This window comes from Bacillus sp. PAMC28748 (assembly GCF_014250415.1).
GTDB classification, from domain to species: Bacteria; Bacillota; Bacilli; order Bacillales; family Bacillaceae; genus Bacillus; species Bacillus licheniformis.
Genome location: NZ_CP060192.1, coordinates 2,128,622 through 2,151,694, shown reverse-complemented (window position 1 = coordinate 2,151,694; position 23,073 = coordinate 2,128,622). Strand labels below are relative to the sequence as shown.

The 23,073-nt window shown below is 46.7% G+C and carries 24 protein-coding genes and 3 pseudogenes; 8 read left to right on the top strand and 19 right to left on the bottom strand.

The window, feature by feature from the left end; translation table 11 throughout:
• Window positions 1–19 precede the first annotated feature (19 nt).
• From H7F26_RS10895 to fabL, 5 genes and pseudogenes are all read right to left on the bottom strand, one after another.
• Window positions 20–1,762: an ABC transporter ATP-binding protein gene (locus H7F26_RS10895; protein ID WP_003179944.1), complete on the bottom strand. Its 1,743-nt coding sequence runs from the start codon at window positions 1,760–1,762 to the stop codon at window positions 20–22.
• A 75-nt stretch (window positions 1,763–1,837) separates the two neighbouring features.
• On the bottom strand, window positions 1,838–2,368 hold the full coding sequence (locus H7F26_RS10890; protein WP_003179942.1) for a nucleoside tri-diphosphate phosphatase: 531 nt from the start codon (window positions 2,366–2,368) through the stop codon (window positions 1,838–1,840).
• A 163-nt stretch (window positions 2,369–2,531) separates the two neighbouring features.
• A complete protein-coding gene (locus tag H7F26_RS10885; RefSeq protein WP_003179940.1) occupies window positions 2,532–2,777 on the bottom strand; it encodes a YgaB family protein in 246 nt (81 codons plus the stop codon).
• Between the two features lie 167 nt (window positions 2,778–2,944).
• Window positions 2,945–3,094 (bottom strand): annotated as a pseudogene (locus tag H7F26_RS10880) (gamma-type small acid-soluble spore protein); the annotation flags it as partial.
• 83 nt (window positions 3,095–3,177) lie between these two features.
• The gene (gene fabL / locus H7F26_RS10875) at window positions 3,178–3,930 is read right to left on the bottom strand and encodes an enoyl-[acyl-carrier-protein] reductase FabL (protein ID WP_003179938.1); all 753 of its coding nucleotides are present in this window, start codon (window positions 3,928–3,930) and stop codon (window positions 3,178–3,180) included.
• Between the two features lie 82 nt (window positions 3,931–4,012).
• Between fabL and H7F26_RS10870 the strand changes: the two genes are divergently transcribed.
• On the top strand, window positions 4,013–4,237 hold the full coding sequence (locus tag H7F26_RS10870) for a hypothetical protein (RefSeq protein ID WP_003179936.1): 225 nt from the start codon (window positions 4,013–4,015) through the stop codon (window positions 4,235–4,237).
• 25 nt (window positions 4,238–4,262) lie between these two features.
• Here H7F26_RS10870 and mutY read toward each other — a convergent pair whose 3' ends face one another.
• Window positions 4,263–5,348, bottom strand: coding sequence for an A/G-specific adenine glycosylase (gene mutY / locus H7F26_RS10865; protein WP_003179934.1), 1,086 nt, complete (start codon window positions 5,346–5,348; stop codon window positions 4,263–4,265).
• Window positions 5,349–5,555: 207 nt separating this feature from the next.
• Here mutY and H7F26_RS10860 point away from each other — a divergent pair, with 207 nt between their 5' ends.
• A complete protein-coding gene (locus H7F26_RS10860; protein WP_003179931.1) occupies window positions 5,556–6,539 on the top strand; it encodes a metal-dependent hydrolase in 984 nt (327 codons plus the stop codon).
• Here the strand turns inward: H7F26_RS10860 and H7F26_RS10855 are convergent.
• The 4 genes from H7F26_RS10855 to H7F26_RS10840 all read right to left on the bottom strand — a co-directional run bounded on the left by H7F26_RS10855 (window position 6,536) and on the right by H7F26_RS10840 (window position 11,421).
• On the bottom strand, window positions 6,536–9,121 hold the full coding sequence (locus tag H7F26_RS10855) for a YfhO family protein (RefSeq protein ID WP_009329017.1): 2,586 nt from the start codon (window positions 9,119–9,121) through the stop codon (window positions 6,536–6,538). The genes H7F26_RS10860 and H7F26_RS10855 overlap by 4 nt on opposite strands.
• Window positions 9,118–9,519, bottom strand: a complete 402-nt coding sequence (locus H7F26_RS10850) for a GtrA family protein (protein ID WP_003179929.1) — start codon at window positions 9,517–9,519, stop codon at window positions 9,118–9,120. The genes H7F26_RS10855 and H7F26_RS10850 overlap by 4 nt, the downstream gene beginning before the upstream one ends.
• Window positions 9,488–10,447 (bottom strand): glycosyltransferase family 2 protein, encoded by a 960-nt coding sequence (locus H7F26_RS10845; RefSeq protein WP_009329019.1) that lies wholly within the window; start codon window positions 10,445–10,447, stop codon window positions 9,488–9,490. Before H7F26_RS10845 ends, H7F26_RS10850 begins: the two co-directional genes overlap by 32 nt.
• Window positions 10,448–11,151: 704 nt before the next feature.
• Window positions 11,152–11,421: a YfhJ family protein gene (locus H7F26_RS10840; protein ID WP_003179927.1), complete on the bottom strand. Its 270-nt coding sequence runs from the start codon at window positions 11,419–11,421 to the stop codon at window positions 11,152–11,154.
• 131 nt (window positions 11,422–11,552) lie between these two features.
• On the opposite strand from H7F26_RS10840, the gene H7F26_RS10835 reads away from it, so the two are divergent.
• On the top strand, window positions 11,553–11,702 hold the full coding sequence (locus tag H7F26_RS10835; RefSeq protein ID WP_003179924.1) for a small, acid-soluble spore protein K: 150 nt from the start codon (window positions 11,553–11,555) through the stop codon (window positions 11,700–11,702).
• A 68-nt stretch (window positions 11,703–11,770) separates the two neighbouring features.
• Complete coding sequence (locus H7F26_RS10830) at window positions 11,771–11,899, top strand: YpzG family protein (RefSeq protein ID WP_369878957.1); 129 nt, start codon at window positions 11,771–11,773, stop codon at window positions 11,897–11,899.
• A 30-nt stretch (window positions 11,900–11,929) separates the two neighbouring features.
• On the opposite strand, the gene H7F26_RS10825 is transcribed toward H7F26_RS10830, so the two are convergent.
• Both H7F26_RS10825 and recX read right to left on the bottom strand, forming a co-directional pair.
• On the bottom strand, window positions 11,930–12,244 hold the full coding sequence (locus tag H7F26_RS10825) for a YfhH family protein (RefSeq protein WP_003179919.1): 315 nt from the start codon (window positions 12,242–12,244) through the stop codon (window positions 11,930–11,932).
• 4 nt (window positions 12,245–12,248) lie between these two features.
• Entirely contained in the window at window positions 12,249–13,040 is a 792-nt protein-coding gene (gene recX, locus H7F26_RS10820) for a recombination regulator RecX (RefSeq protein ID WP_003179917.1), read from the bottom strand.
• A gap of 68 nt (window positions 13,041–13,108) precedes the next feature.
• Here recX and H7F26_RS10815 point away from each other — a divergent pair, with 68 nt between their 5' ends.
• From H7F26_RS10815 to H7F26_RS10800, 4 genes are all read left to right on the top strand, one after another.
• A complete protein-coding gene (locus H7F26_RS10815; RefSeq protein ID WP_026080788.1) occupies window positions 13,109–14,008 on the top strand; it encodes a TIGR01777 family oxidoreductase in 900 nt (299 codons plus the stop codon).
• Window positions 14,009–14,274: 266 nt separating this feature from the next.
• Window positions 14,275–14,805, top strand: coding sequence for a GNAT family N-acetyltransferase (locus tag H7F26_RS10810; protein ID WP_003179913.1), 531 nt, complete (start codon window positions 14,275–14,277; stop codon window positions 14,803–14,805).
• A 66-nt stretch (window positions 14,806–14,871) separates the two neighbouring features.
• Entirely contained in the window at window positions 14,872–14,985 is a 114-nt protein-coding gene (locus H7F26_RS10805) for a YfhE family protein (RefSeq protein WP_017474118.1), read from the top strand.
• A gap of 68 nt (window positions 14,986–15,053) precedes the next feature.
• Window positions 15,054–15,248, top strand: a complete 195-nt coding sequence (locus H7F26_RS10800; protein WP_003179908.1) for a YfhD family protein — start codon at window positions 15,054–15,056, stop codon at window positions 15,246–15,248.
• A 39-nt stretch (window positions 15,249–15,287) separates the two neighbouring features.
• On the opposite strand, the gene H7F26_RS10795 is transcribed toward H7F26_RS10800, so the two are convergent.
• The 7 genes and pseudogenes from H7F26_RS10795 to H7F26_RS10765 form a co-directional block, all read right to left on the bottom strand.
• The gene (locus H7F26_RS10795; RefSeq protein WP_003179905.1) at window positions 15,288–15,866 is read right to left on the bottom strand and encodes a nitroreductase family protein; all 579 of its coding nucleotides are present in this window, start codon (window positions 15,864–15,866) and stop codon (window positions 15,288–15,290) included.
• 99 nt (window positions 15,867–15,965) lie between these two features.
• Complete coding sequence (locus tag H7F26_RS10790; protein WP_003179904.1) at window positions 15,966–16,862, bottom strand: PhzF family phenazine biosynthesis isomerase; 897 nt, start codon at window positions 16,860–16,862, stop codon at window positions 15,966–15,968.
• Between the two features lie 114 nt (window positions 16,863–16,976).
• Entirely contained in the window at window positions 16,977–19,529 is a 2,553-nt protein-coding gene (gene mprF / locus H7F26_RS10785) for a bifunctional lysylphosphatidylglycerol flippase/synthetase MprF (RefSeq protein WP_003179900.1), read from the bottom strand.
• 187 nt (window positions 19,530–19,716) lie between these two features.
• Window positions 19,717–20,248, bottom strand: a pseudogene (locus H7F26_RS10780) (YfiT family bacillithiol transferase).
• A 14-nt stretch (window positions 20,249–20,262) separates the two neighbouring features.
• Window positions 20,263–20,874, bottom strand: a complete 612-nt coding sequence (locus H7F26_RS10775) for an NUDIX hydrolase (RefSeq protein WP_016886242.1) — start codon at window positions 20,872–20,874, stop codon at window positions 20,263–20,265.
• The gene (locus H7F26_RS10770) at window positions 20,871–21,464 is read right to left on the bottom strand and encodes an NAD(P)H-dependent oxidoreductase (protein ID WP_016886243.1); all 594 of its coding nucleotides are present in this window, start codon (window positions 21,462–21,464) and stop codon (window positions 20,871–20,873) included. Before H7F26_RS10770 ends, H7F26_RS10775 begins: the two co-directional genes overlap by 4 nt.
• 128 nt (window positions 21,465–21,592) lie before the next feature.
• Window positions 21,593–23,064, bottom strand: a pseudogene (locus tag H7F26_RS10765) (extracellular solute-binding protein).
• Window positions 23,065–23,073 lie beyond the last annotated feature (9 nt).

Below are 23,073 nucleotides of genomic sequence, written 5' to 3'. Positions count from 1 at the left end.
AGTCAGGCTTTTTGCGGTTTTAGTTTAATTTTTGAATGGTGAATAAATGCTTATAGTGCCCGTCGCGGCTCATTAGTTCGTCATGTGTGCCGATTTCCGCGACACGTCCGTTTTCGATGACAACGATTTTGTCAGCGTGGGTTATCGTCGACAGTCTGTGAGCAACGATAAAGGTCGTCCGGTCTTTCGCGAGCTTTTCCATCGCTTCCTGGATATAGTGCTCGCTTTCAAGGTCAAGCGCTGACGTCGCTTCATCCAAAATTAAGAGCGGCGGGTTCTTCAGGAACACCCTGGCGATTGATATCCGCTGTTTTTGGCCTCCGGACAGCTTGACTCCCCTTTCTCCGACCTTTGTATCATAGCCTTGCGGCAGCTCCATAATAAAATCATGGGCATTCGCAGCTTTTGCCGCTTCAATGATGTCTTCCATCGAAGCTTCGGGATTCCCGATCGATATGTTTTCGCGTACCGATTCGCTGAATAAAAACGTATCCTGGAGAACCATGCCGATTTGGTTTCTAAGGCTTCGCGCCTCATAATCGCGCACATCGATGCCGTCGATCTCCAGGCTTCCGGCTGAGACATCGTAGAATCTCGGAATGAGGCTGACAAGCGTCGATTTGCCGCCTCCGCTCATCCCGACGAGCGCAACCGTTTCGCCCCGTTCGGCTTTCAAAGAAAGATCCTGCAAAATCATTTCCTCCGATTTTTCGTATTGAAAGGAAACGTTTTTAAATTCAACAATCCCTTTTAATCGCTCTGCTTTTACAGCATTGGGCTTATCTTTTAAATCATACGGTTCATCAATAAATTCAAACAGCCTGTCCATTGATGCGATCGACTGCGTCAATGTTGTCGAGGAATTGATCAGGCGGCGCAGCGGGTTGTAGAGGCGTTCGATATATCCGAAAAACGCCACCATCGTTCCTACAGTAAGGTTCCCGTGAATCACATGATAACCTGCAACCGTAATGATGATCAGCGGAGCGAGGTCTGTAACCGTATTGACGACGGCAAAGGTTTTGGCATTCCAGGCCGTATGGCGGATTGCTTTACCGAGAAAATTCCCGTTCTCGTGATCAAATTGCTTTTGTTCATAATCCTCGATCGCAAAACTCCTGATGACAGGCATTCCCTGAACCCTTTCATGAAGATGGCCCTGCACTTCGGCCAGCGCTTGGGAACGTTCTCTCGTCAGCTTTCTGAGCCTGCCGTAGAAGAATTTAACAGACAGTCCGTAAAGCGGAAACAGCACGATCGAAATAAGCGTCAGCTTCACGTCCATCGTCATCATAATGGCGATGGCGATAAAAATCGTCATCACGTCAAGCCATACATTCATCAATCCGATGATGACGAATTCCTTCGTCTGCTCGACATCATTGATGACCCTTGAAATAATTTCTCCTGCGCGGGTGTTCGCATAATACCTGAGGCTCAGCTTTTGTATATGCGCAAAAAGCTTGTCCCTGATATCATAAAGCACCTTGCTTGCCGTCCACTGCGCGAAATACTGACGGTAATATTCGACAGGCGGCCGAAGCACCAAAAAAATGGCGAACATAACCGCCATTACCATGAATAATGTGGATGTTTTTTCCTCAGCAGTCCCGCTCCCCTGGATGATGTCGTCCACGACGTATTTCAGCAGAAGCGGGATGACCAGCGGAATAGAAAATTTAATAATACCGATTAAAACCGTCAAAACGATTTTCCATTTATACGGCTTCACAAATTCCATGTACCTTCTGATTACCCCCACACGTCTTCCCCCCTCTATATCTTGATGTGTGAGTACACCGCAAAAAACCTGTTGGCCTCAACAGGTTTTTTAGGATTATTTTGTATAATGCAAATACCGTTCATACCAAATATCAATAAATTCAGATGCAAACGGGCCTTTTCTTTGGTGTATCCAATGCAGCAGCGTATTTAAGTGGTACCTTAAAATGCCGTCGATTTCCTTCGGATAATTCATCGCCTTTTTATGATCCGCGTACTCATCTTCATCAAGAATATGATACGTCATATCCGGGAAGACCTTTACATCTAAATCATAGTCGATGTATTTGATGGCTTCATCGTCCAAAGCAAACGGCGAGCTGATGTTGCAATAGTAATAAATCCCGTCTTCACGAAGCATGCCGATGACGTTAAACCACTGCTTTGCATGGAAATAACAAATGGCGGGCTCTCGCGTCACCCATGTCCGGCCGTCAGATTCCGTGACCATTGTCCGGTCATTGGCGCCGATGATGCACAATTCCGTTGCTTTTAAAATCGTTGTTTCGTTCCAAATCCGATGAATCTGCCCATTGTGCTTATAGCTATGAATTTGAATGGTTTCTCCTTCCTTGGGAAAGCCCATGTTTTCTCCCCTACTTTCTTTGCAAAAGCCTTACAAGTCAGTGTGTCACATCGCCTGTCCGACAGTTCTTTTATTTATTATAACGTTTGAAAATAAAAAATGAAAATAAAAGAGCCACTCCCGAACAGGAATGGCTCTTTTCTAAAAAACGATAAAGAGAGGCTCATGCCTCGATTCTTTGATAAGCCTGAATCACCTGCTCCGTCTGCTTTTGGAACAAATCCTGAATCTGAGCAAGATCTTTCCGCTTCTGGGATATATCTTCCCGGATCGATAAAAGCTGGGCTTTCTTTTCAAGGGCAGCCAGTTCTTTTTCAATTTTCTGGCATCTTTCAATCTCCGCTTGCAGATACAACAGCTTATCCATAATCTCCATCTGCCCCTGAACCAAATTTTCAAATTCCGGCATTCGGGATCCTCCATTCTATGCTCTACTCCATTTATTGCCTAAGTATCATTTCTCTATACATGCCGGATGTCCTTTGACTGATTCTGGCTAAGATTCGGAAGTTTTGTCGGAACAAAAAGAAAAAAGCACCTCATCCGATGGTGAAGTGCTTTTTCCTGTTTCAGTGATTAGCTGTTTTGCTGTTTTTTTTGCTCAGCTTGTTGGTTATTTTGTCTTACTTGCTGCGCGTCAGTTTCGCTGGCAAATTCAGTGCCGAACTGACCACCTTGTGCAGAAGCTTGGTTTTGTTGTCTTACTTTTTGTGCGTTTGTTTTGGATTGTTGGTTAGCCATTGTATATCACCTCCACGACCATTAGATTGTGCAGGAGGGTGATATCCTATTCATTGAACGCGAAAAATTTATACGAGCAGTGAACGGCCGCCGTCAATAATGATCGTCTGTCCGCGGATCATGTCCGCTTTCCCTGACGTTAAAAATTCCACCGCATCGACCATGTCGCTGATCTCTACCATGCGGCCGGCAGGCGTATTTTGCCGGGCATCTTCCAGAAGCTCTTCGCGGTTCGGAAAATGCTTCAGGGCGTCTGTATCAATCGCGCCTCCCGAAACCGCATTAACGATGATGTTTTTCTGCGCAAGCTCTACGGCAAGATATCTCGTCAATGATTCAAGCGCAGCTTTTGAAACGCCTACTGTCGTATAGTTTTCCAAATAACGGATTGAACCGAGCGAGCTGATGCTGACAATGTGGCCGCCTCCCGTTTTCTCCATCAGCTTTGCCGCTTCCTGCGCGCAGAATAGCAGAGCTTTCGCATTGATGTTCATCGTCCAGTCCCAATGGCTTTCCTCAAGCTCCATGACAGGGCGCAATACGCCGGATGCAGCATTGTTGACGAACACGTCCAGTCTGCCGAACGCCTCCTCGATTTGCTGAAACATATCTTTTATTTTCGCCGGCTGTCCGACATTCGCCTTGACGACCAATGCTTTGACACCGAGCTTTTCGATTTCTTCAGCCGTCTCAAGGGCCGCTTTTTTGCTTCTAGCATAGTTGATGACGATATTGTAGCCGTTTTCGGCAAACCTCAGCGCTGCTGCTTTGCCGACGCCGCGGCTGCTTCCTGTAATAAGGGCACATTTTCTTTGTTCCATCTGTCATTCATCTCCTAGTATAGTGATTGAAAATCTGATAAAAAATAGCTCATAACACGATCAAAAAGGAGGCATTCGCCTTATGTACGTAGGACGCGATATGAGCGAGCTCGACCACACGCCGAAAAACGAGTGGAAAGATGCGGAGCTTCTCTATTTTCACCGCGCCTTCCAGCAAATCATGCCATTTCTCAATGAAGAAGGGCATGCCGAGTACCTGGAGGTTGTGAAAGAAATTCAAGCAAGAGGCGGACTGTGCCGCCAGGAAGCCGATTATACGCACGGCACCACCATCCAGTACGACTAACGGGCAGCATGCACAGTCAAGCTGCCTATTTCATATACATATTCCATATTTTCTGATGCGAAACCGGGAAGGCGTATTCAGCAAGCTCTTCTTTCGTGACCTTTTTAAAGTATGAATCATCCGGTTGATCGAGAGTTTTCCCGAAAAAGACAGAAATGTTCCAGACAAGGTGTGTAAACACATGCTCTACGACTCCTTCGAGCGGACCGATTTCAGCTTCTATTCCGGCCTCTTCTTTCAAAAACGCCGCAAGCTGCTCGCGCTCGTACTTCAGGCCTTTCTGCGTTTCTGTGTTTGGGAATTCCCAAAGGTTTGCCAAAAGACCTGATGCCGGTCTTTTATGGATATAGATGTATCCTTCTTCATCAGTCAGGACGACAGCTGCAAGGGTTTTTACCGAAGGTTTTTTCTTTTTGCTTTTAACCGGAAGCTCTTTTTCACAGCCTTCTGCAAAAGCAGAACAGTGCTCTCGGACCGGGCAGAGAAGGCATGATGGCGATTTCGGCGTACAGATGACAGCGCCCAGCTCCATCAGCCCCTGGTTAAACTCGGACGGTTTTTCCTCAGAAATAAACGCTTCGACAATTTTTTCAAACAGGGTTTTGGTTTTAGGCTTTGCAATATCATCCCATACGGAAAGAATCCGTGACATGACCCGCATGACATTTCCGTCTACCGCGGGGACCGGCTGATTGTAGGCGATGCTCAGCACCGCGCCTCTTGTATAAGGGCCGACGCCTTTTAAGCTGCCGAATTCCTCTTTTGAAGGAGGGACCACACCCCCGTATCGTTCGTGAACTTCCCTGACAGCGCTCTGCAAGTTCCGAACCCTTGAATAGTATCCCAGTCCTTCCCAGGCTTTAAGCACTTTTTCTTCGTCGGCTTCAGCGAGCGCTTCCACGGTCGGAAACTTTTCGATAAAGTTGTTGAAGTAAGGAATCACCGTGTCCACTCTCGTCTGCTGAAGCATTACTTCCGACACCCACACCTTATAAGGGTCGCTGTCTGAGCGCCAAGGCAGATCCCGTTTTTCTTGCTCATACCAAGAAATTAAATCTTCTTGAAATTGTTTGATGTTTTTTTGCTCTAATTTCTTTTGCAGATCCATCATGAAACTTCTCCTTGCCTGTGCACGTCACATTTGCATACCGATCTTTTGTTACTTCGGCTTTTTGTTGTAAACTATATGCATATACGATAACATGTTACATTAAAAGTGAAGAAAGCAAAAGCGTTAAATATTTCAGGCAAGGTCCATCGTTCGTTCTGTTTTTGGAAAATAAAAATGATTTTCTAGCACCATTAGGGGAGGTCACCAATGGATACTGGCACACATGTTGTCATGGGCGTTGCACTCGGAGGCATCGCGACGCTTGATCCAGTTGTCGGAATGGACCCATCAATGGCTCAAGCCGTGATGATTGCGACAATCGCCGGATCTCAGGCTCCGGATATCGATACCGTTTTGAAATTGAAAAACAACGCTGTTTATATTAGGCACCACAGGGGATTCACCCACTCCATCCCCGCTGTTCTCGCCTGGTCGCTGATGATTCCGGGCATTCTCATGCTGTTTTATCCCGAAGCCAATCTGCTTCACCTGTGGCTTTGGACCCTTGCCGCGGTCGCGCTTCATGTGTTCGTGGATATTTTTAACGCATACGGGACACAGGCGGTCAGACCGTTTTCAAGGAAATGGGTAGCGCTCGGCTTGATTAATACATTTGATCCGTTTATTTTCGTCAGCCATCTCATAGCCATCGCCTTTTGGCTGGCAGGCGCGCATCAAGGCTATACATTTTTGGCTCTTTACATCGTCTTGGCCGGTTATTATCTGGTGAGGTATTTCATGCAGAGGAAAATCAAGCATGAGCTCCGTGAAAAAATCGATGATATTGAAGAAATCATTATTTCGCCTACGATGAAATTCAGGCAATGGCGAATCGCCGTCAAAGCAAAATCGGCTTTTTACGTCGGACGGAGCATGGATGGAAACGTCGTGATCGTCGACACATTCAACAGGGTGCCTTTACCGGATACGGATGTGATGAAAGCGGCGAAACAGGATAAGAACATTTCGGCGTTTCTTTCGTTCTCACCGGTTTACAAATGGGAGATCGATACGTATAAGGATCATTACGAAGTCCGCTTTATCGATCTGCGATACCGCAGCAAAGGACACTACCCTTTCGTGGCGATCGCACACATCGACAGGGACACGCTCGAATTAATCACCTCCTATACCGGATGGATTTTCAGCGAGGAAAAACTTCAAAAAAAATTAAAGCTTGGCTCTGTTTAAGAGCCAAGCTTTTTTCTCCTTCTGCTGTACCAGATTCCGATGATGAGGCTGATGACTGTAACCGCCAAGGTAGCTTTGAAGTACGGCGGGTAATAAACGAGACGGATGTTGTTCTTCCCTTTTTCGATGGGGATTCCAATAAACGCGTAATTTGCCTTTTGAACGGTTTGCGTTTTTCCGTTTACAGTGACTTCCCAGCCTTTTTCGTACGGAACCGGCAGCACCATGTAGCGGTCTCCGTTTTGATTGTCAAAGCTGATGGACACTTGATTGTTCCGCCAGTTCAAGTCGGCGGCCGGCGTTTTTTTGGCGGCGGCTTTTTTCAGCAATTGATAGTCTTCCTGGTGCAGCCTCAAATGGTCCAATTGATATTTCCCTTTTGGCAGCCTGATTGAAATTTTATCTGTTTTCGGCACCCTGATCGTTAAATCGTAAACACCTGTTTTGTAAATCGACTGGTTTGACTTTCTTGATGTTACATAATCATTGACCCGCAAGTTGAAGAACTGGTCTTTTGCAAGGCTTTTTAAATAAAATCCGACATAATAGTCGCCTTCTTTTGGAACCCCGCCTTCGGGAATGAGATCGATGCCTCCGTTTTCAGCGGTGACGTCGAGGAAGCCGTTATGATAGCTCGCCCCCTCGGTTTTCAGCTTCGTCTGCTTCATCAAATCAGGAACGCTCGGCGGCTGCTCTTTTCCGTTACCGCCATTCTCAAGCACGATTCCTTCAAGCATCGCATGCTCCCGCGCTAAAACTGGCGCATCTGCTAAAGCTTTTTCCGTAAACAACGTTCGCGCCGTCCGGATAAACGGCAAGGTGTATTTGTTTTTATAAACTGTGTAGTGCTCTGATTCATCCGTTTGAATAAACCCGTACGGAACATTGGCGGCATTGTCTTTTTCCGTCATGTAATACTTGCCGTACAGCAGACTGTACAAGTTGGCCCGGTCGCCCATCGATGCGTAGCGGCTGACGCTTTCCCTTCCCATATCGATTTGAAGGTCTTCCCAATAAAACAGAAGAAGATCGCGATTGAGAATGCTTGAGTAGGCGCTGAAGCCGTTAAAATCCTGCATCAGCGGAGTATTGTTGCGGACGCCGTTCATCCAGTCGATCCTTGTATAGGGGTCACCCTTATCGTCTTTTCGAATGTTGTTCAGGAGGCGGCGCTGTTCTTCGCCATTGTACTCATTGCTGGTCAAATAGCTTTTCGTGACGTTTTTAATGCCGCTTGACTCAGACAGAACATACTTTTGATACGTGTTCGCCACGAGGACGGACGATAATAAAATGCAGACGTGCAAAAAAAGCTGCGATTTCTTATATTGAAACCCCGCCGCCGTAAATATGGCGATTGTCAGGAACAGAAGCACAATAATGCTCCAATTTTGCATAAGTGATAAATCCAAGTCTTTCCGCCAAATGACCGCGATATAAACCAGAAGGACAAGCAGGATAGACCATATCATCTCTTTCCGCCTGATGTTTTTCAGTTCGGTCATTCCTGCGGCCGCCGCTCCCCCGATCGTAAAAGCGAGCAGGTATTCAAAGCGGTTCTGCGGAGCGGAGAAACCGTTGAATGCGCTTGCCGCAAGCGGGCTGTAATGCAGAAGCACAAGCAGCACACTGATTGAGGCAAACAGCCTGAACGTTTTATTTTTATAGAAGGAAAATGCGAACAAGAACAGCATAAAGACAGCCGGCAGCAAGACAATGCGGCTGGAAAACAGAATGTTGTCCGTCAGATCGTATACAGCGACAGCCTGGTCATACGGCGGCCGCAAATTGTTTAAAAAGCCGTAAACTGCAGGCACAAAGGAAATCGCGCTGATTCCGAAAGAAATCAGGCCTGAAGCGGCGAACATTCTGAATTGTTTCCACCTCGGCGCCTCCTTTTCCGGGTCAAGCCTGATCAGCCAGCGGAAGATGATATAGATCGCAATGAAAATCAAGTTGATATAGGCAAAATAAAAGTTATTGATCAGCGTCAAAGAACAAGCGGTAATAAACAGTGCTGTCCGCTTTTCTCTGATGACTTTCTCGGCTCCGGCGACAAGCAGCGGCAGCCACAGCATGGCGTCGCTGAAAAATTCCCAGAACACCGTGTGCCTGAAATAGATTACCGATGTGCCATACAAAACCGCACCCGTAAAGGCGGCAAGCTTGTTTTTCACCATACCGTTTAACGCATACGCTGCCGCTAAAATGATCAGGCTGAGCTTGATGACACTGATGAATACGGCGGCCTGCGCCCAAAACAAAGGATCCGCATCCCCGGCCAAATGCAAAAGCTGCATCAGAAAAACGGCCGCGAATGAAGCGATGAAGACAAAAGAAGTCGTGAAATAATAGCCGAGCTGGCTGTAGATGCCGCCCCCGAGACCGAAAGAATACGAATAAAAGAAGTTCCCTTGTTTGTATTGCTCAAAAAGAAACGACTTAAAAATGATCATTTGTGCAAGTCCGTCGCCGTTCCCCGTCATATAGCGGTCATGCGCCCATTCATACAGAAAAAAAGAATGGGCGGCCACGGAAACTGCAATGCTTGCGATCACAAATAGAAAAACTGTTTTCTTCATACTCTTCCCCTGTCTTTTTTCAAAATCTTCCCTGTCACTAAAAATGTCAGAGGAACGGTTAAAAACATGGAGGCAAGCGGAGCTGCCTCACTGTTCATCTTGAAAAAATTCACAAACGTGTAGACGAACAAAGAAGATACCGTCAAATTAAAGAGCTGTGTCAGCGGAAATTGCAAAAACTTTGCCAGCGTCGGCTTGATTTTAAAAGTAAAATAGCAGTTCAGAAAAAAGGAAATCACAAGGCTGACGAAAAAAGCTGCAATATGCGAAACCATATAATTCAACTGAAGCAAAACATGCAGCAGCAAATAAACCGCATAGTAATTCAAAGTATTCACTACACCGACAACGGCAAAGCGAATAAATTCAGGATTCACGATTTTCATGAGTTTCTCCATGAGCGATGTTTGCCTCCTGTATCAAGTAATGAGGCCGCTTTTTCGTCTCATAATAAATGCGCCCGATGTATTCGCCGATAATTCCGAGGCTGAGAAGCTGAACGCCGCCGAGAAACAGGACGGCGGAAATAATCGTAAAATAGCCGGGAACAATCACACCGTATTTTAAGATCCTGATGAATGTGGCCGCGATATAAATAAGCGATAGAAAAAGGATAAAAATACCGGCGTAAAAACACATTCTCAGCGGTCTGTTGTTGAACGACACAATCCCGTCGATTCCATAGTTCAACAAGTGGCGGAACGACCACTTGGATTTTCCGTTTTTCCTTTCGACGTTCTCGTAATAAACAATCTTTTGGTCAAAACCGATCCAGCAAAACAGCCCTTTTGAGAACCTGTTGCCTTCGCTCAGCTTCAGCATCGCATTAACGGCTTTTCTGCTTAAAAGACGAAAATCGCCGACGCCGTCCCTTAAATCAACCTCTACCGCATTGTTGATAAAGCGGTAATAAAGGGATGACAAATAGGAGCGCACGGGGTTGTCTCCCTTTCTGTTGCGCTGGGCTACCACTTGATCATAGCCTTCCTCATACCCTTTAATAAAATCGTGCAGGAGGTATGTCGGGTGCTGCAAATCCGCATCCATCACCACAACAGCATCGCCGCGGGCATGCTGAAAACCGGCAAGGATGGCTGCCTCCTTGCCGAAATTCCGTGAAAACGAAATATATTTCACATGCTCGCTTTTTTCGGCTAGTTTTTTAATTTCCTCCAATGTTCGATCAGTGCTTCCATCATTTATGTAATAAATTTCATAATCATAATCAATGGATTGAAATTCGTTCCTTAACGATTCATAAATCAATTTAATATTGCTTGCTTCATTGTATGAAGGAATAATGATTGAAACGAATCCTTTCTTCACTTAAAGGCACCTCTTTTGGACATAATAAAATTGCATCCGGCATCCGCTTGGCAGGATACTTGCATCTAGCCGCTTCCCACACAACAAAAGGAAAACTGTGGGCACGCTGTACTATTTTCTACAAGATTATTTTGTCATTATATCAGACATCTATGAACAAGTGGTAAAAAAATGATATTCCTTTAGCTTCAATCAGGGCAACATAACAATTTTTCCTTTTGCGACATTTTTCACATAAGTTCAATCTTCCCCGAAACCAAAGCAGCCGCAAGAGAACTTGCATCAGGACTGATTGTTAGGGGCCAAACCCCGCCGCCGCAATCAAATCCGTTTCCTTGATATGTTCGGGCAAAAGGGAGCAAGTCTTTGTCATCGGGCGAAAACCGGATCTGGCTCCGCCGCCGGCCGTTTTCGCATGACAGCTTCACTTTCCCATTCCGCAAAACGGCAACATGTTTTCTGCCGCCCGAAGGAGAGCTTTTCGGCTCTTGCTCGGCTCTCTCTGCAAGCGGAGGAAAAAGCTTTCTTCTTTCACAGTTCGTTAACCGGACGATTTGACCTCGCGGCGCGAAAGCCGCTTCATTTTCTTTATATTTGCTGACGCGGAGCGCACCTGTTTTAGTGTACCCTTACCGTCCTCATCCAGTAAGGCCAGTGCCAGGCGGCACAGTCAGACAATGCATCATTTCCTTCTAAAGCAATGCTCAATGAAGCAGCCCGCGGGCTCCGGAGAACAGATCCTGGTAAGAAGGCTTGTCATTTTGAAATAAATGCAACTGGCTGCCGTAGTGCTCAATCCACTCTTTGACGACTCGCTCTGTCAGCTCTTTTCCTCTGTACGGGTGGCCGGCCTTTGCAAATGTCGCCTCGAAATCCCCCCACAGCAGTTCAACCCATGTTCTGGCTTGTGCGTAGCTCAGCATATGATTTTTTTCAAGAAGCGCATTTGTCAGTTTTTCAAAGTACTCTTCCACTTGGCTTTTCCCCCTTTCCCTAAGGAAAAAACTTTCTTTTTGAAAACGTCGTCCTTTTCATATACTAACCTTACGTCTTCCGAACCGAAGACGCAAATATTTTGGACTTGATTGGAGGAGCCTAAAAAGAGATGCGAAATAAATCAAGAGGCTTTCCGAACATGAACAACAATAAATTTGAAGGCGAGCCCCGGGCCAAAGATGATTTTGCTTCAAAGCGCCCTGACGGAAGCACAAATACTCATCCTCAAGAAAGAATGAGGGCTTCCGGCAAACGCTAAACTTTTCTGGGATGGAGTGATTTCTGTTGTGTGCAAATCGCAAACCGTATACAAACGATTTTAACCAGATGAAAACGCAAAACTATCCGCAGCCATGGGCAAACACAAAGCATGCGCGCGCGCAGGTGAACGGAGAAACGCAGCAGACTCAGGATCTCATCATTCTCCAGCGCAACACGCGCATCCGGACAAGATAGCAGTTATGAAAAGGGTTTAGGCTTTTTGTCTTAGCCCTTTTCTTTTAATAAAGAAATTGGCAGAGCCTCTTCATGATCCGGTGACGAAAGACGGTATCCCCAGGCGAATACGCCGTTTAAATAGCGGATATGGAAATCGTCGCCCCCATCTTCGATTTCGTATACGTTGCCGGCTTTAAAATCGGCCGGATCAAGAAGGTAGGCTTTCGCCATCGCGATTTTCCGTTCGTGAACGGCCAGTTCATTCACAATCCCCATTTGTTCCGCTTTTCTTGCCTTTTCGGTCAGACCCGCAATTTCCTGGTGCAGTTCGTGTGCAGTCATTTCACTGTATCTTTTCTCCATCTTCTCATCCCTTTTCATCTAAAAATTGGTCAATCAAGTCAATTGAAAATCCTTTTCTAAACAGATACTGTTTGACCTTCATTTTCGTTTCGTATGATCCGTCATAACCGTACCTCTTCATTGCTTTTTCTCCTTGCTTCTCAAGCGCTTCTCTCTCAGCGCCATCGTCGTTTTCGTAATCGGTTTCCTGAAGCGCGGCCGAAATGACATCGAAGGAGAAACCCTTTCTGACAAGGTGCTGTTCGATGGCCTGCTTCGTCTCTTTGGAGGACAGCTTTTTTTCTTTTTTCAGTACTTTTTCCGCATGCTTGACCGCGGCCTCGACCTGATCGGAAAACGAAAACGAACTGAGCGCTTCATGAATCAGTTCATCATCGATCCCTTTCAATTTAAGCTCTCTGAATAAGACATCAGGGCCTTTGCCGCTCGTTTTTCTGTGGGTGCTGACATATGCAGCCGCAAATTCGCGGTCGTCCAAATATTTATAACCTTTAAGCATATGCAGAATTTCTGTGATCGCGGAGTCTGCGACGCCTTTTTTCTTAAGATGGTCTTGAACTTCCTTTGTCGAGCGCATCCGGTATGACAAATAATCGAGCGCTTTTTTGAACCCTTTTTTAACGTCGTCTCCGTATTGAATCTCAATGATATCAAGCTCATCAAGCTCTTTGCCTTTTCGCAGGTCAAACTTGACGAGCACGTCCAGGTCGACGCTGAACGCATATTTTTCATCCAGAAAAATATTGACCCGCTCTTCATTGTTTTTCTGGGCAGAAATCTTTGTAATATATGGCATAAATAACTCCCTTCTTTTGTTTTCTTCTTTTACAATAAGGTTAATGATCATGAAAGGGAGGAATCATGATGAAGATTGCGATTGCCGGGGGGACAGGTTTTATCGGCAGACATTTGACAAACGCCTTAACCGCCCGAAGACATCACGTCTATATTTTAACAAGAAAACCGGCCGAAACCGAACAAAAAAACACTTCTTTCGTTCTCTGGCAAAAAAACGGCGCCCGTCCTGAAAAAGATCTGACCGATATCGATGTTTGGATCAATTTAGCCGGAAAATCGCTTTTCGGCCGTTGGAATGAAAAAACGAAGGCGGAGATCGCGACAAGCCGCCTCCGCTCTGTGGAGGAGTCGGCCCGCATCATACAAAGTCTTCAGAAGAAGCCGAACACCCTCATTCAGGCGAGCGCAGTCGGAATTTACGGAACCAGTCTTGAACAGACATTCACGGAGGAATCTCCAGTTTCGGCTGAGGATTTTTTAAGCAGAACGACAGCTTTGTGGGAACAGGCAGCCGAACCAATCGAAGCGCTTGGCATCCGCACCGTCTGGATGCGTTTTGGCCTTGTGCTTGGAAAAGACGGAGGCGCGCTCCCGAAAATGGCGCTCCCCTATCAATTGTTTGCAGGCGGACGCATCGGCTCGGGGCGGCAATGGGTGCCATGGATTCATATCGAAGACGCCGTCGGCATGATTTTATCTGCGATTGAACAGACGCTGATGTCCGGCCCCGTCAATGTCACGGCACCGAATCCCGTTCAGATGGATACATTCGGGCAAACCGTCGCGAAAGTAGAAAAACGCCCACACTGGCTCCCGGTTCCCGAATTTGCGATAAAAGGCGTACTTGGAGAAATGAGCATGCTCGTGCTGAAAGGACAGCGCGTCCTCCCGAAAAAAGCGCTTCAGAACGGCTATCATTTCTTATATCCCGATCTGGAAGATGCCCTGCACAACCTTCTGGCATAAAAGGCGTTTTCCGGCAAAATCCTTGTAGCTTTTCCTTTCCCAGCTGCGTAAAATGTAAGTATCTTTTTAGCAGCATACACGTACAGGGAAGGCAAATGGTGCGCCACCAGATCTCTGGTTTTAGTGGGTTCGATTCCCACCCCGAATTTTTTAATGGATGTGCAAGATACGCGGACAACTGCTTCCGCTAATTAAAAAATTCCGAGGGTGGATTCACGCGTCCCGTTCTGCTGTAAAAGCCGCCCTCAAACTAAGGAGGGGCTGCCATGCTGAAGAAACGGGAACTGACCGACTGCTATGCACTTTTTGAACTGATGATTCATCCGGATGTCTTCCCTTTTGTCAGAAATAAAGCGGAGACGATTGAAGAGTATATGTTTCATGTCAAAAACATGATTGAAGAGGAAGAACAGGGAAAGCTGATATCGCGAACAATACTCGATGAATGGGAAAACCCGATCGGCTGCATCAGCTTGTATGAAATCGAAGAGCAAAAAGGCTTCCTCGGCACATGGCTCGGCAAGCCTTACCATGGAAAAGGCTATAACCAGCGGGCGAAAGACGCGTTTTTTTGCGAGCTTTTTTATGAAAAGCAAATTGAAGCCGTTTTTATGAAAATCAGAAAAACAAATATGCGCTCCCTCAAAGCCGCGGAAAAGCTCCCATATGCCGTCAAGACTGATCTTGACTGGGCCGGCAGCGATACATTTCACCTGTATGAAATCCCGAAAGATTTGTACACGCTGTACAGCATGAGAACATTCGAGGAGGAAAACAGCCGGTTAAAAGAAGCTTAAAACTTGTATAAATGCCGCGGAAACGGACAGCCTGTGAATAACTTAGGTTTTTAGGAGGCTTAAAAGATGGCTGACAAGAAAAAACGCGAACGTTTTAAATCCACTCTGAACAAGACGCAGGAAGTCAGATATTCGCGCGTATTTAAAATGGCAGAACGCGCCGCAAGGGAAAAATCGTAATGCATAGCGGGAGCCTGATCAGCGAACAATAAGGCTTGACCGGCCGATTATTGATGAGGAGTGATCATATGGGCAGAAATGCAATCCACAAAAACCGGGATAAAAACAAGCAAAAACTCCCTCAAGTTCCTGATCAGTATAAGCGAGAAGCTGACGGAGTGTATGAGGAATATTCAGCAGAACTCGCCGATCAGGATGACCGCGAAGCACAAGCCCGCATGCAGGCAGCTGATAAGCGCGCGAAAAAGCGGCAGTCAAAATAATAATCGAGGCCCGGGATTCGACGTTCCGGGCCTCATTCTTTAAGTTAATTCGGTAAAAAGCTGTGCGGCCGGCGTCCTGTGCTTCGCTTCAGGAATTTCCGCAGGATATCCGATCTGCAAGAGAGCTGCTACCTGCTCATCGCGCTTCAGTCCCATTAACCTGTGCAGTGTTTCATGAGAGAGAACTTCCCCGCTTTTCCATACCATGCCGATGCCTTTTTCCCAAGCGAGCAGCTGCAGATTTTGGATTAAACAGCTGACGGCTGCAAAATCATCCCGTCTGACCCGTTCGTTTTCGTCTTCTTTCATAATAACGAAGAGAAAAGCCGGAACGCTGAGAATATGCTCCCTGAACTTATTGATTTGTTCTTCCTGCATATTCGGCTTGAGCTCTTTAAACGCCGCTTTTAAATTGTCGGCATGCTTCTTTTTCCCGTTTTCCGTCCCGATATAAATGAATCGCCACGGTTCTGTCAGCTTGTGGTTCGGAGCATAAATCGCATCTTCCAAGAGTTCCAGCACCACTTCCTTTGGCACCGGATCCTGTTTAAACTTTCGAATCGTTCTTCTATTTCTGACGCAATCGCGAATACTTTGGATTTCTAGCGTGTCGTTCATGTGGCCGCCCCCTTAATGAAAATGATTATCATTGTTGATTATAATGTTAACTGCTGGCGTTTGCAATGATCTCCACTCGCTAAAAAAGGCGGTGTTTGTTTACACTTCAAAGCTTTGCTTTTCAGCAAATACAGCGGTTCCTGTCATGCGCACTTTCATGATGCCGTTTTGTTCCGCAACTTCGATTTTCACTTTTCCGTCTTTCCCCATTTCCTGGCCCTGTTCGATCTGAAAATCAGTCTGGCCCTCTTCACAGAATTCCTTTCCGAACGTTTTCATATAAGCGCCCATCACTCCTGATGCCGTTCCTGTGACAGGATCTTCGCTCGTTCCGGAATAAGGCGATGAAAAATGCCTGCCGTGAAGCTGGCAATCCCGATGGATCGTCTCCAGGCAAAACGGGTGGACAGATGCTCGCGGCATCTCGGTTAAAACGTTCGGAAATTCAGCTTGAACGGGCTTCATCCTGCGGATTGCGGCCAAATCTCTCACCGGCACAAGCAATGTCCATATACCTGTGCTTCCATAAACAACGGGCAATGCTTCATGAAAGTCCGCTTCGCTGATCCCCAGCGCTTCCGCCAATTGGCTTCTGCTTCCTGTGAAAGACTGAAAACACGGGGGCGCCTGCTCCAGCGTCACCAAAAAACGCCGATTGCCGTCTGAGGCGGTATACACAGAAAGGACGCCCGCTTTTGTTTCGACCTTCAGCTCCGCGCCAGCTTCAATCGCGCCTTTTTCCAAAAGCGCATAAAGAGAAGCAACAGTCGCATGTCCGCATAAATTCATTTCATGGCCCGGCGTAAAGTAGCGGATCCTTATGTCGGCCGACTCGCTCGGCAGCAGGAAAGCCGTTTCATTATAGCCTGCCTGTTCAGCGATCTTCTGCATCTCCCAATCGGTCAACCCGTCTGCTTCAAGCACGATGCCCGCCGGATTTCCTTGACCCGCAGTCTTTGAAAATGCGTCATATCTTAATACTTCAATTGGCTTCATTTTGATCCCCCATTTGTCGATTCGATCCTTCCCTTCCAATCATTTGCAGTATACCGCCTTTTGAGTGCTTCTTACAATGGCAATATAAAAAAAAGGCCGTTTTAATAAACGGCCTCATTTCGTTCTCCTTCCGATCAGCCTTGTCACAAGGATCATCGTTACCGGGAGAGATCGGTTTTTCCGATAGGCTAAATATTTCCCCCGCCAAACCGGCTTATATTTTTCTTTAAAAGACCGCAGTCCGCTGAAACTGTACATGTAGCTGACATTGTTGAAAATCACGGCGGCCAGCCGCTCCGTCCAGAATGACTGAAACGTTGTCCCTACATTCGATAAAGGGGCCATTCCCATATTGAAGGCCGTGTAGCCCTGTTCTTTTCCCCATTGAAATAAATAGATGAACAGCGCATCCATGATTCCTTTCGGCGCCTTTTTCGAATAGCGCATCAGATCGATGGATATTTCCCCTTCGCGGTACATCGGCATGATATTCATAAACGCGACGATCTCGCCTTCTTCGCTTTTTAAAACGGCAATTGGCGCCTTTTGCAAATAATCTTCTTGAAAAAACCCGAGCGAAAAGCCTTTTTCTTTTTTGCGGCCGAGCCATTCATCAGACACCTGCCTCAGCTCGTTGAGGAATTCTCTCGAAAACGGCGGCTGTTCGACATGGAACGTATACCCTTCCCGTTCAAAACGGTTGTAGATCGCCCTTAGTCCGGCCCGCTTTTTTCCGCTGATTGTAAAGGTGTCAAGGTCGACAATCGCCTCTTCTCCAAGCTTGAAAAAGCGGTATCCGAAGTCATGATAGAGCGCCATGTCTTCGCGTTCGATCTGATAGAAAATGACAAGATACCCTTTTTGGTCAGCCGCATGAAGGAATTCTTTGATCACGAGCGGAAACGAGTCTTCCCGGCCGGACGGGTCGCCGAGCACAACGAGGCGCTGGCCGACTTTGGCGAATTGAATCAGCGCATTCCCGTCGCTTGAATAAAAAAACCGCTTGTCCCCTAAAAAGCCTAAATGGCTCAAAGCGTTGCCGCCTTTTTCTTCTAAGAATGCCTCCAGTTTCTCCGGATCAGGCTCTTCACCGATCTCTTTCGTTTTCCTGTTAAACGCCCAGATGAAAACAGCGAAATACAGCGGAACGAAAAATAACGCAAAAAACGTCGCGAAGTCGACATGGCGTTCACTGTGAATGAAATAATCTTTCACAAGAAGATGGCCGAGCGCCTCCCAAATGTGTGAAGCGATAATATTGTAATTCAATAAAGTAAAGAGGAAGATAAAAGCTCCCCATGCGATTTGCCCGAATGTGTAGACAGCCCGCTCCCTTGTAAACTGCCCCCTCAGCAATACAAACAGGGCAAACACCACAGGAATCATGAAGACGGCGCTAATATTAAAGCCTTTAAAAAGCGTGAACAGAAAGGCAAGCGCCAAAGCGGTCAGCGTCATATAATAAGATCTCTTTGTCCTCCGATAAAGTTCAAGCGGCAGAATCAGCAAAATCAAGCCGAAACTGAGGGACAAACCGTTAAAAAACACCAGCATGAACTTCGAAATATTCGGTATCAATGTAATCCTGTCAATCGGCAGCGCCACAGATGCGATCACAATCGCTCCGCTGCAAAATGCGATGACTGAAAGCGAACCGTTCAGCAGTCTGAATAGGAGCGCTCTGTGTAAAATCAACAGAATATTGGTCGTTTCTATTGCCGGGGCAATAATCGGTTTTTCTTCGAGCCTCTTCATCGTATTTCCAGTCAAATCGGCTGCTGCAAAAATAAGACCGAACACAAAAGGGATAAACGAATAGGCGATCCGGTAGAGCACAATCGCCGTCAGAGTGATTTCCTGATCAACCCCCAGCTGGCTCATTCCGACCAAAAAAAGCAGGTCGAACGAACCGAATCCGCCGGGAACGAGACTGATCATTCCGGCCACCGAAGCAATCGTAAAAACGCCGATGACGGTTTTTAAGTCCAATTCGACGCCCATCGTTGCAAGGGAATAATACATGACCGCTGCTGCGGCAACCCACTCGATCACCGATGCACCCAGATAAGAAAAGAAGACCGAAAGCCGCATGCCCTTTTCGGCTCCTCTGCTTCTCTTCTTTTTGATCATTAAAATGACGGCCGCACCGGGAGCGATCATCGCCGTACCGGCAACAGCCAGCAGCACCCACGTTTTTTCTGTAAACAGATCCCCGGCAGGCAGAATTCCGGCAAGGACGAGAAGGCTGAGGACAGACAGCCCGAGAAGAACCGAAGACGCAAGCCAAGCGATCCCCCTGATCAGCTTCTTCACATCATCAACATGCTCTTTGTAAAGGATCGTTCTCAATCCTGCACCGGACAATCCGCCGAACCCGAGAACATTGTTAAGTGAGTTGGCGATCCATGATACTTTGATCGTTTTCCATTTCGAAACCTTCATTCCGAGGGAGCGGACCAGAACAAAATCGTATAATGTCATCGCCAAAATGGCGGCAAGTCCGAGAAAAACAAGGATGAATAGGTCAATCCGATTAATTTGATCGATAATCAAAAATGTTTCTTTAAAAGACAGCCCGGCCAGTTCTTTTTTCGCTTGAAAAAAGACAAACAAAAGAACAGCCGCCGGAATCACGATCCTTAAAATCGCCAGCGCATTTTTTTTCATGAAAAACCACTTCTCTCTAATCTAATCGCAAGATAAATCCATCACGTTTTGGGTGATAACTCATATATCTTACCTTAATTTACCGGCTAGAAAAAGCAATAACCAACGATTCCGCTGTTATGTTATTGTTAACAATCCCCTCTGAAAACAAACGGCAAACAAAAAACGCGCCCGCGGCGCGTTTTTTTCAATTCCAGCCCATTCTTTTTCGATGCGCTTTAATATGGGCAATATGGTGTTGTGAGTGCCACACATAGAGAGCAAGCGCTTGATACAGCTTCATCTCCTCACCTGTGCCAGGATAAATGTACGCTTTTTCAAAATCCGCTTCTGTCAAAGATTCAAAAAAGAGCAGCCCAGCGCAGATGCAGCGTGTCTAAAAGCGCCAGCGACAAATCCGGATCCAGCGTTCTGGCATCGGTAAGCCCGGCCCAATTCTGTTCGTCAAACGTGCGGATCAAAGGCGTCTCTTCTGTCAGCGCCAATTTGCTTCGAATATACCCGTTCATATGGCTGTCGGCAAGATGGTGAACGACTTGGAGGACAGCCCAGCCTCCGGTCCGGTACGGCGTATCAAGCTGTTCTTCATTTAGTCCCGCCGCCGCGCTTCTCAGGAGATCCGGCGCTTGCTTCAGATCCCCGATCCATTTTTCCAGTTCCCTTTCGTCCGCTTCAAGCGGTTTAGAAAAGGTGCCGATCGGATATTTCAACTGATCCATTGTCTGTTCCTCCCTTAGTCGCAATACACTTCATCATGTTTTTCAAAAAGATATTCGATCTGTTCATAGGTATTCCTTGCTGCCGATAATTCAGGCAGATTCTCCAATGAGAAAAAAACAAGGTTTTGTGTTTCAGTCCCCGCTTCCGCCTTGCCTCCGACAATTTGACAGGAGATAAACAGCTTATAGATGTGGAAGGCAGAAGGGGGGTGGTTGTGGCGCTTTTTATCCATGACCGCCAGAAGTTTATGCGCCTTGACTTTCAAACCTGTCTCTTCAAGCGTTTCTTTAACCGCGATTTCTTTCGGCGTAAAGCCGATGTCTGCCCATCCGCCTGGCAGCGCCCATTTGCCGTCTGCTTTTTCCTGGACAAGGAGGAGCTTATGATCTTTAAAAATTACGGCTCTCACATCGACTTTAGGCGTTTGATAGCCCGATTCCCCGGCAAAAAGCTCTTTCACTTTAGAGAAGTCCGTTTCCGTATAATCGGCGATGATTTCGCAGCTCAGCTCGCGAAGCTGCTCAAAACGTTCACGATCAAAGTCATCTTTTGTATAGGCAAGCCCCGCCTGGGCGATAGCTTGAATTTCCTTTGCCCAATCCAGCCACTTCATCTCCTTTGTCATTTGCTGATCCCCCGATCTGCAGGAGCTATAGACCGGTAGACACGGTCAAGCCATTGCGTGCGTTTTTCTTCAGAGCTGTCTTTCACGCCGGCAAACAGCAGGCGCTTTACCCGCCGTACGCCGCAAAACTTCAACATCACATCTTTAACCGTCACCCAGTCGGCATCCCGCTGCCAAAACCGCAAATACCAAGACGGAGCGTCAGCCGTGTAGTAAACTGATGCCGTGCGCGCCTTCAGCAGGCCTTTTGGCAGCTTTCCTTGATATGTATAGGCTTCTCCGGCGGCAAAAACGCGGTCAATAAAGCCTTTCATGATCGCTGGCATTCCGCCCCACCAAAGCGGATAAATGAAAATCAGATGGTCGGCGTTTTTGACAATTCTTCGATATTCGGCAGTTTCCGGATCGCGTTTCATATCTGAGCGCCTTTTCTTTTCATCAAATAATAGAACGGGATCAAACCGGTCTCTATACAAATCAATGACGTCATAAAAATGCTTACCGTCCTCAAGCGCCTTTATGACTTGATTTAAAATGGCTCCGTTGAAACTGTTTGGATTTGGGTGTGCATATATAACGGCAGTCTGCATATCGCTTCCTCCTTTTCGTCCTATGATGGAATTATATTGTTTATTTTGCAGAATTTAAAGAAAATGAACTTGGAGCGAATACGATGAAAAACCCTTTCCTTTTCAAAAAAATGGAAAGGGTTTTCTGTTTAGTTTGCTTTTTTCAGATCTTCATTCAGTTCTTTCATGATCTTTCCGCCGCCATGCTTCTCCCATTTCAGGACTGCCTGGTCAAAGCTTTTTCATTGATTTCCCCGAGAATAAATTGAAATGTGGCGTCATCAATGATTTTCTTCAATTCTGTTCCCCTGTCCATCTGTGCGGCAGAATACAGCGGTTCGGCCGGATTCTGGACTGCGATTGCCCGGTTGTCCTCCTCAAGCTTTTCATTTTTGGCGCGGAGCGGATCTTCAGCGCTTTTTAAAGCTTGTTTATTGACGCCAATCAGCTGGTTTAACGGCTGAATTTCCGCTTCCCACAGATGGTAGTTTTCCTGCTTTCGAAAATAGCCGCTCCCCCCTTTCTTTTCATAGTGTACGCCTTCTATTCCATACAACATCAAATTGTTGAGGTCTTCTTCAGCGATTCTGTCAAAAAATGCGAGGATTTTTCTGACCTCTTTTTCAGTCTTGACGCTTGATTTCGAAATGGCGAACATCCCGCCATGCCCGCCGAGCGCCCATGTGCGCTCCTTGCCGTCGGGGCCCTTGATCCGGTTTGCGATATCAAGCTGAAAGCCGGGGTTCAAAGCGAGTCCCTGATCACGCAAGTTCATGGCATCGCTCATCGCGCCGATATAGATTCCCGCTTTCCCCTGAATCACTAAATCCTGCTGCTGCGTTTTGCTTGTCACCGCAAAGTCCCTGTTCATCAGGCCTTCTTCATAAAGCTTTTTCATGTATGCCATTGCGTCTTTATAGGCCTCATGCTTAAAATAGGGGAAGAGATTTCCGTCTTCGTCCGTTCCCCATTCGTTCGGCGCGCCAAAGTACGAAGCCAGGGTTTTAAACGCTCCGAAGGTGAGATCATTGCGGTCGGCGAGACCGAACGTGTCGTCTTTTCCGTTTTGATCGGGGTCCTGTTCTGTAAATGCTTTCGCTATTTTATAAAGGTCATCAACGGTTTCCGGCATTTCCAATCCGAGATTGTCGAGCCAGTCTTTCCGAATCACGACTCCCTGCCTGGCCATCGGCCTTTCTCTATAAATCCCGTAAACTTTGCCATCAACCGAAATATTTTTCAATATAGTTTTATCAAGTTTTCTTAAATTCGGATAGTCTTTGAAATACGGTCCGATTTCCCAGAACATTCCCGAGCGCAGCGCGCTGACAACCGCTGAATCTTCAAGATCAGGCAATGTCATTACTTTAGGCATGTTTCCGCTTGCAAGGGTTGTATTGATCCGCTCTTCTTTTGTTGAATCCGGAACCCAGATGAGCTTCAGCTTTGTATTCGTTTTGTCTTCAATGATGTCAAGCGCCTTCTCTTTCGGAGGCTGCGGTGTGTGGAGCGGTACGAGCCAATTGATTTCAAGCGCCCCGTCCTCTTCCGTTGATGCCTTTTGCTGAGTACAGCCCGCGGAAAAAACCAAGACCAAGATCAGGCAACATAACTTTTTCATACGATCCCT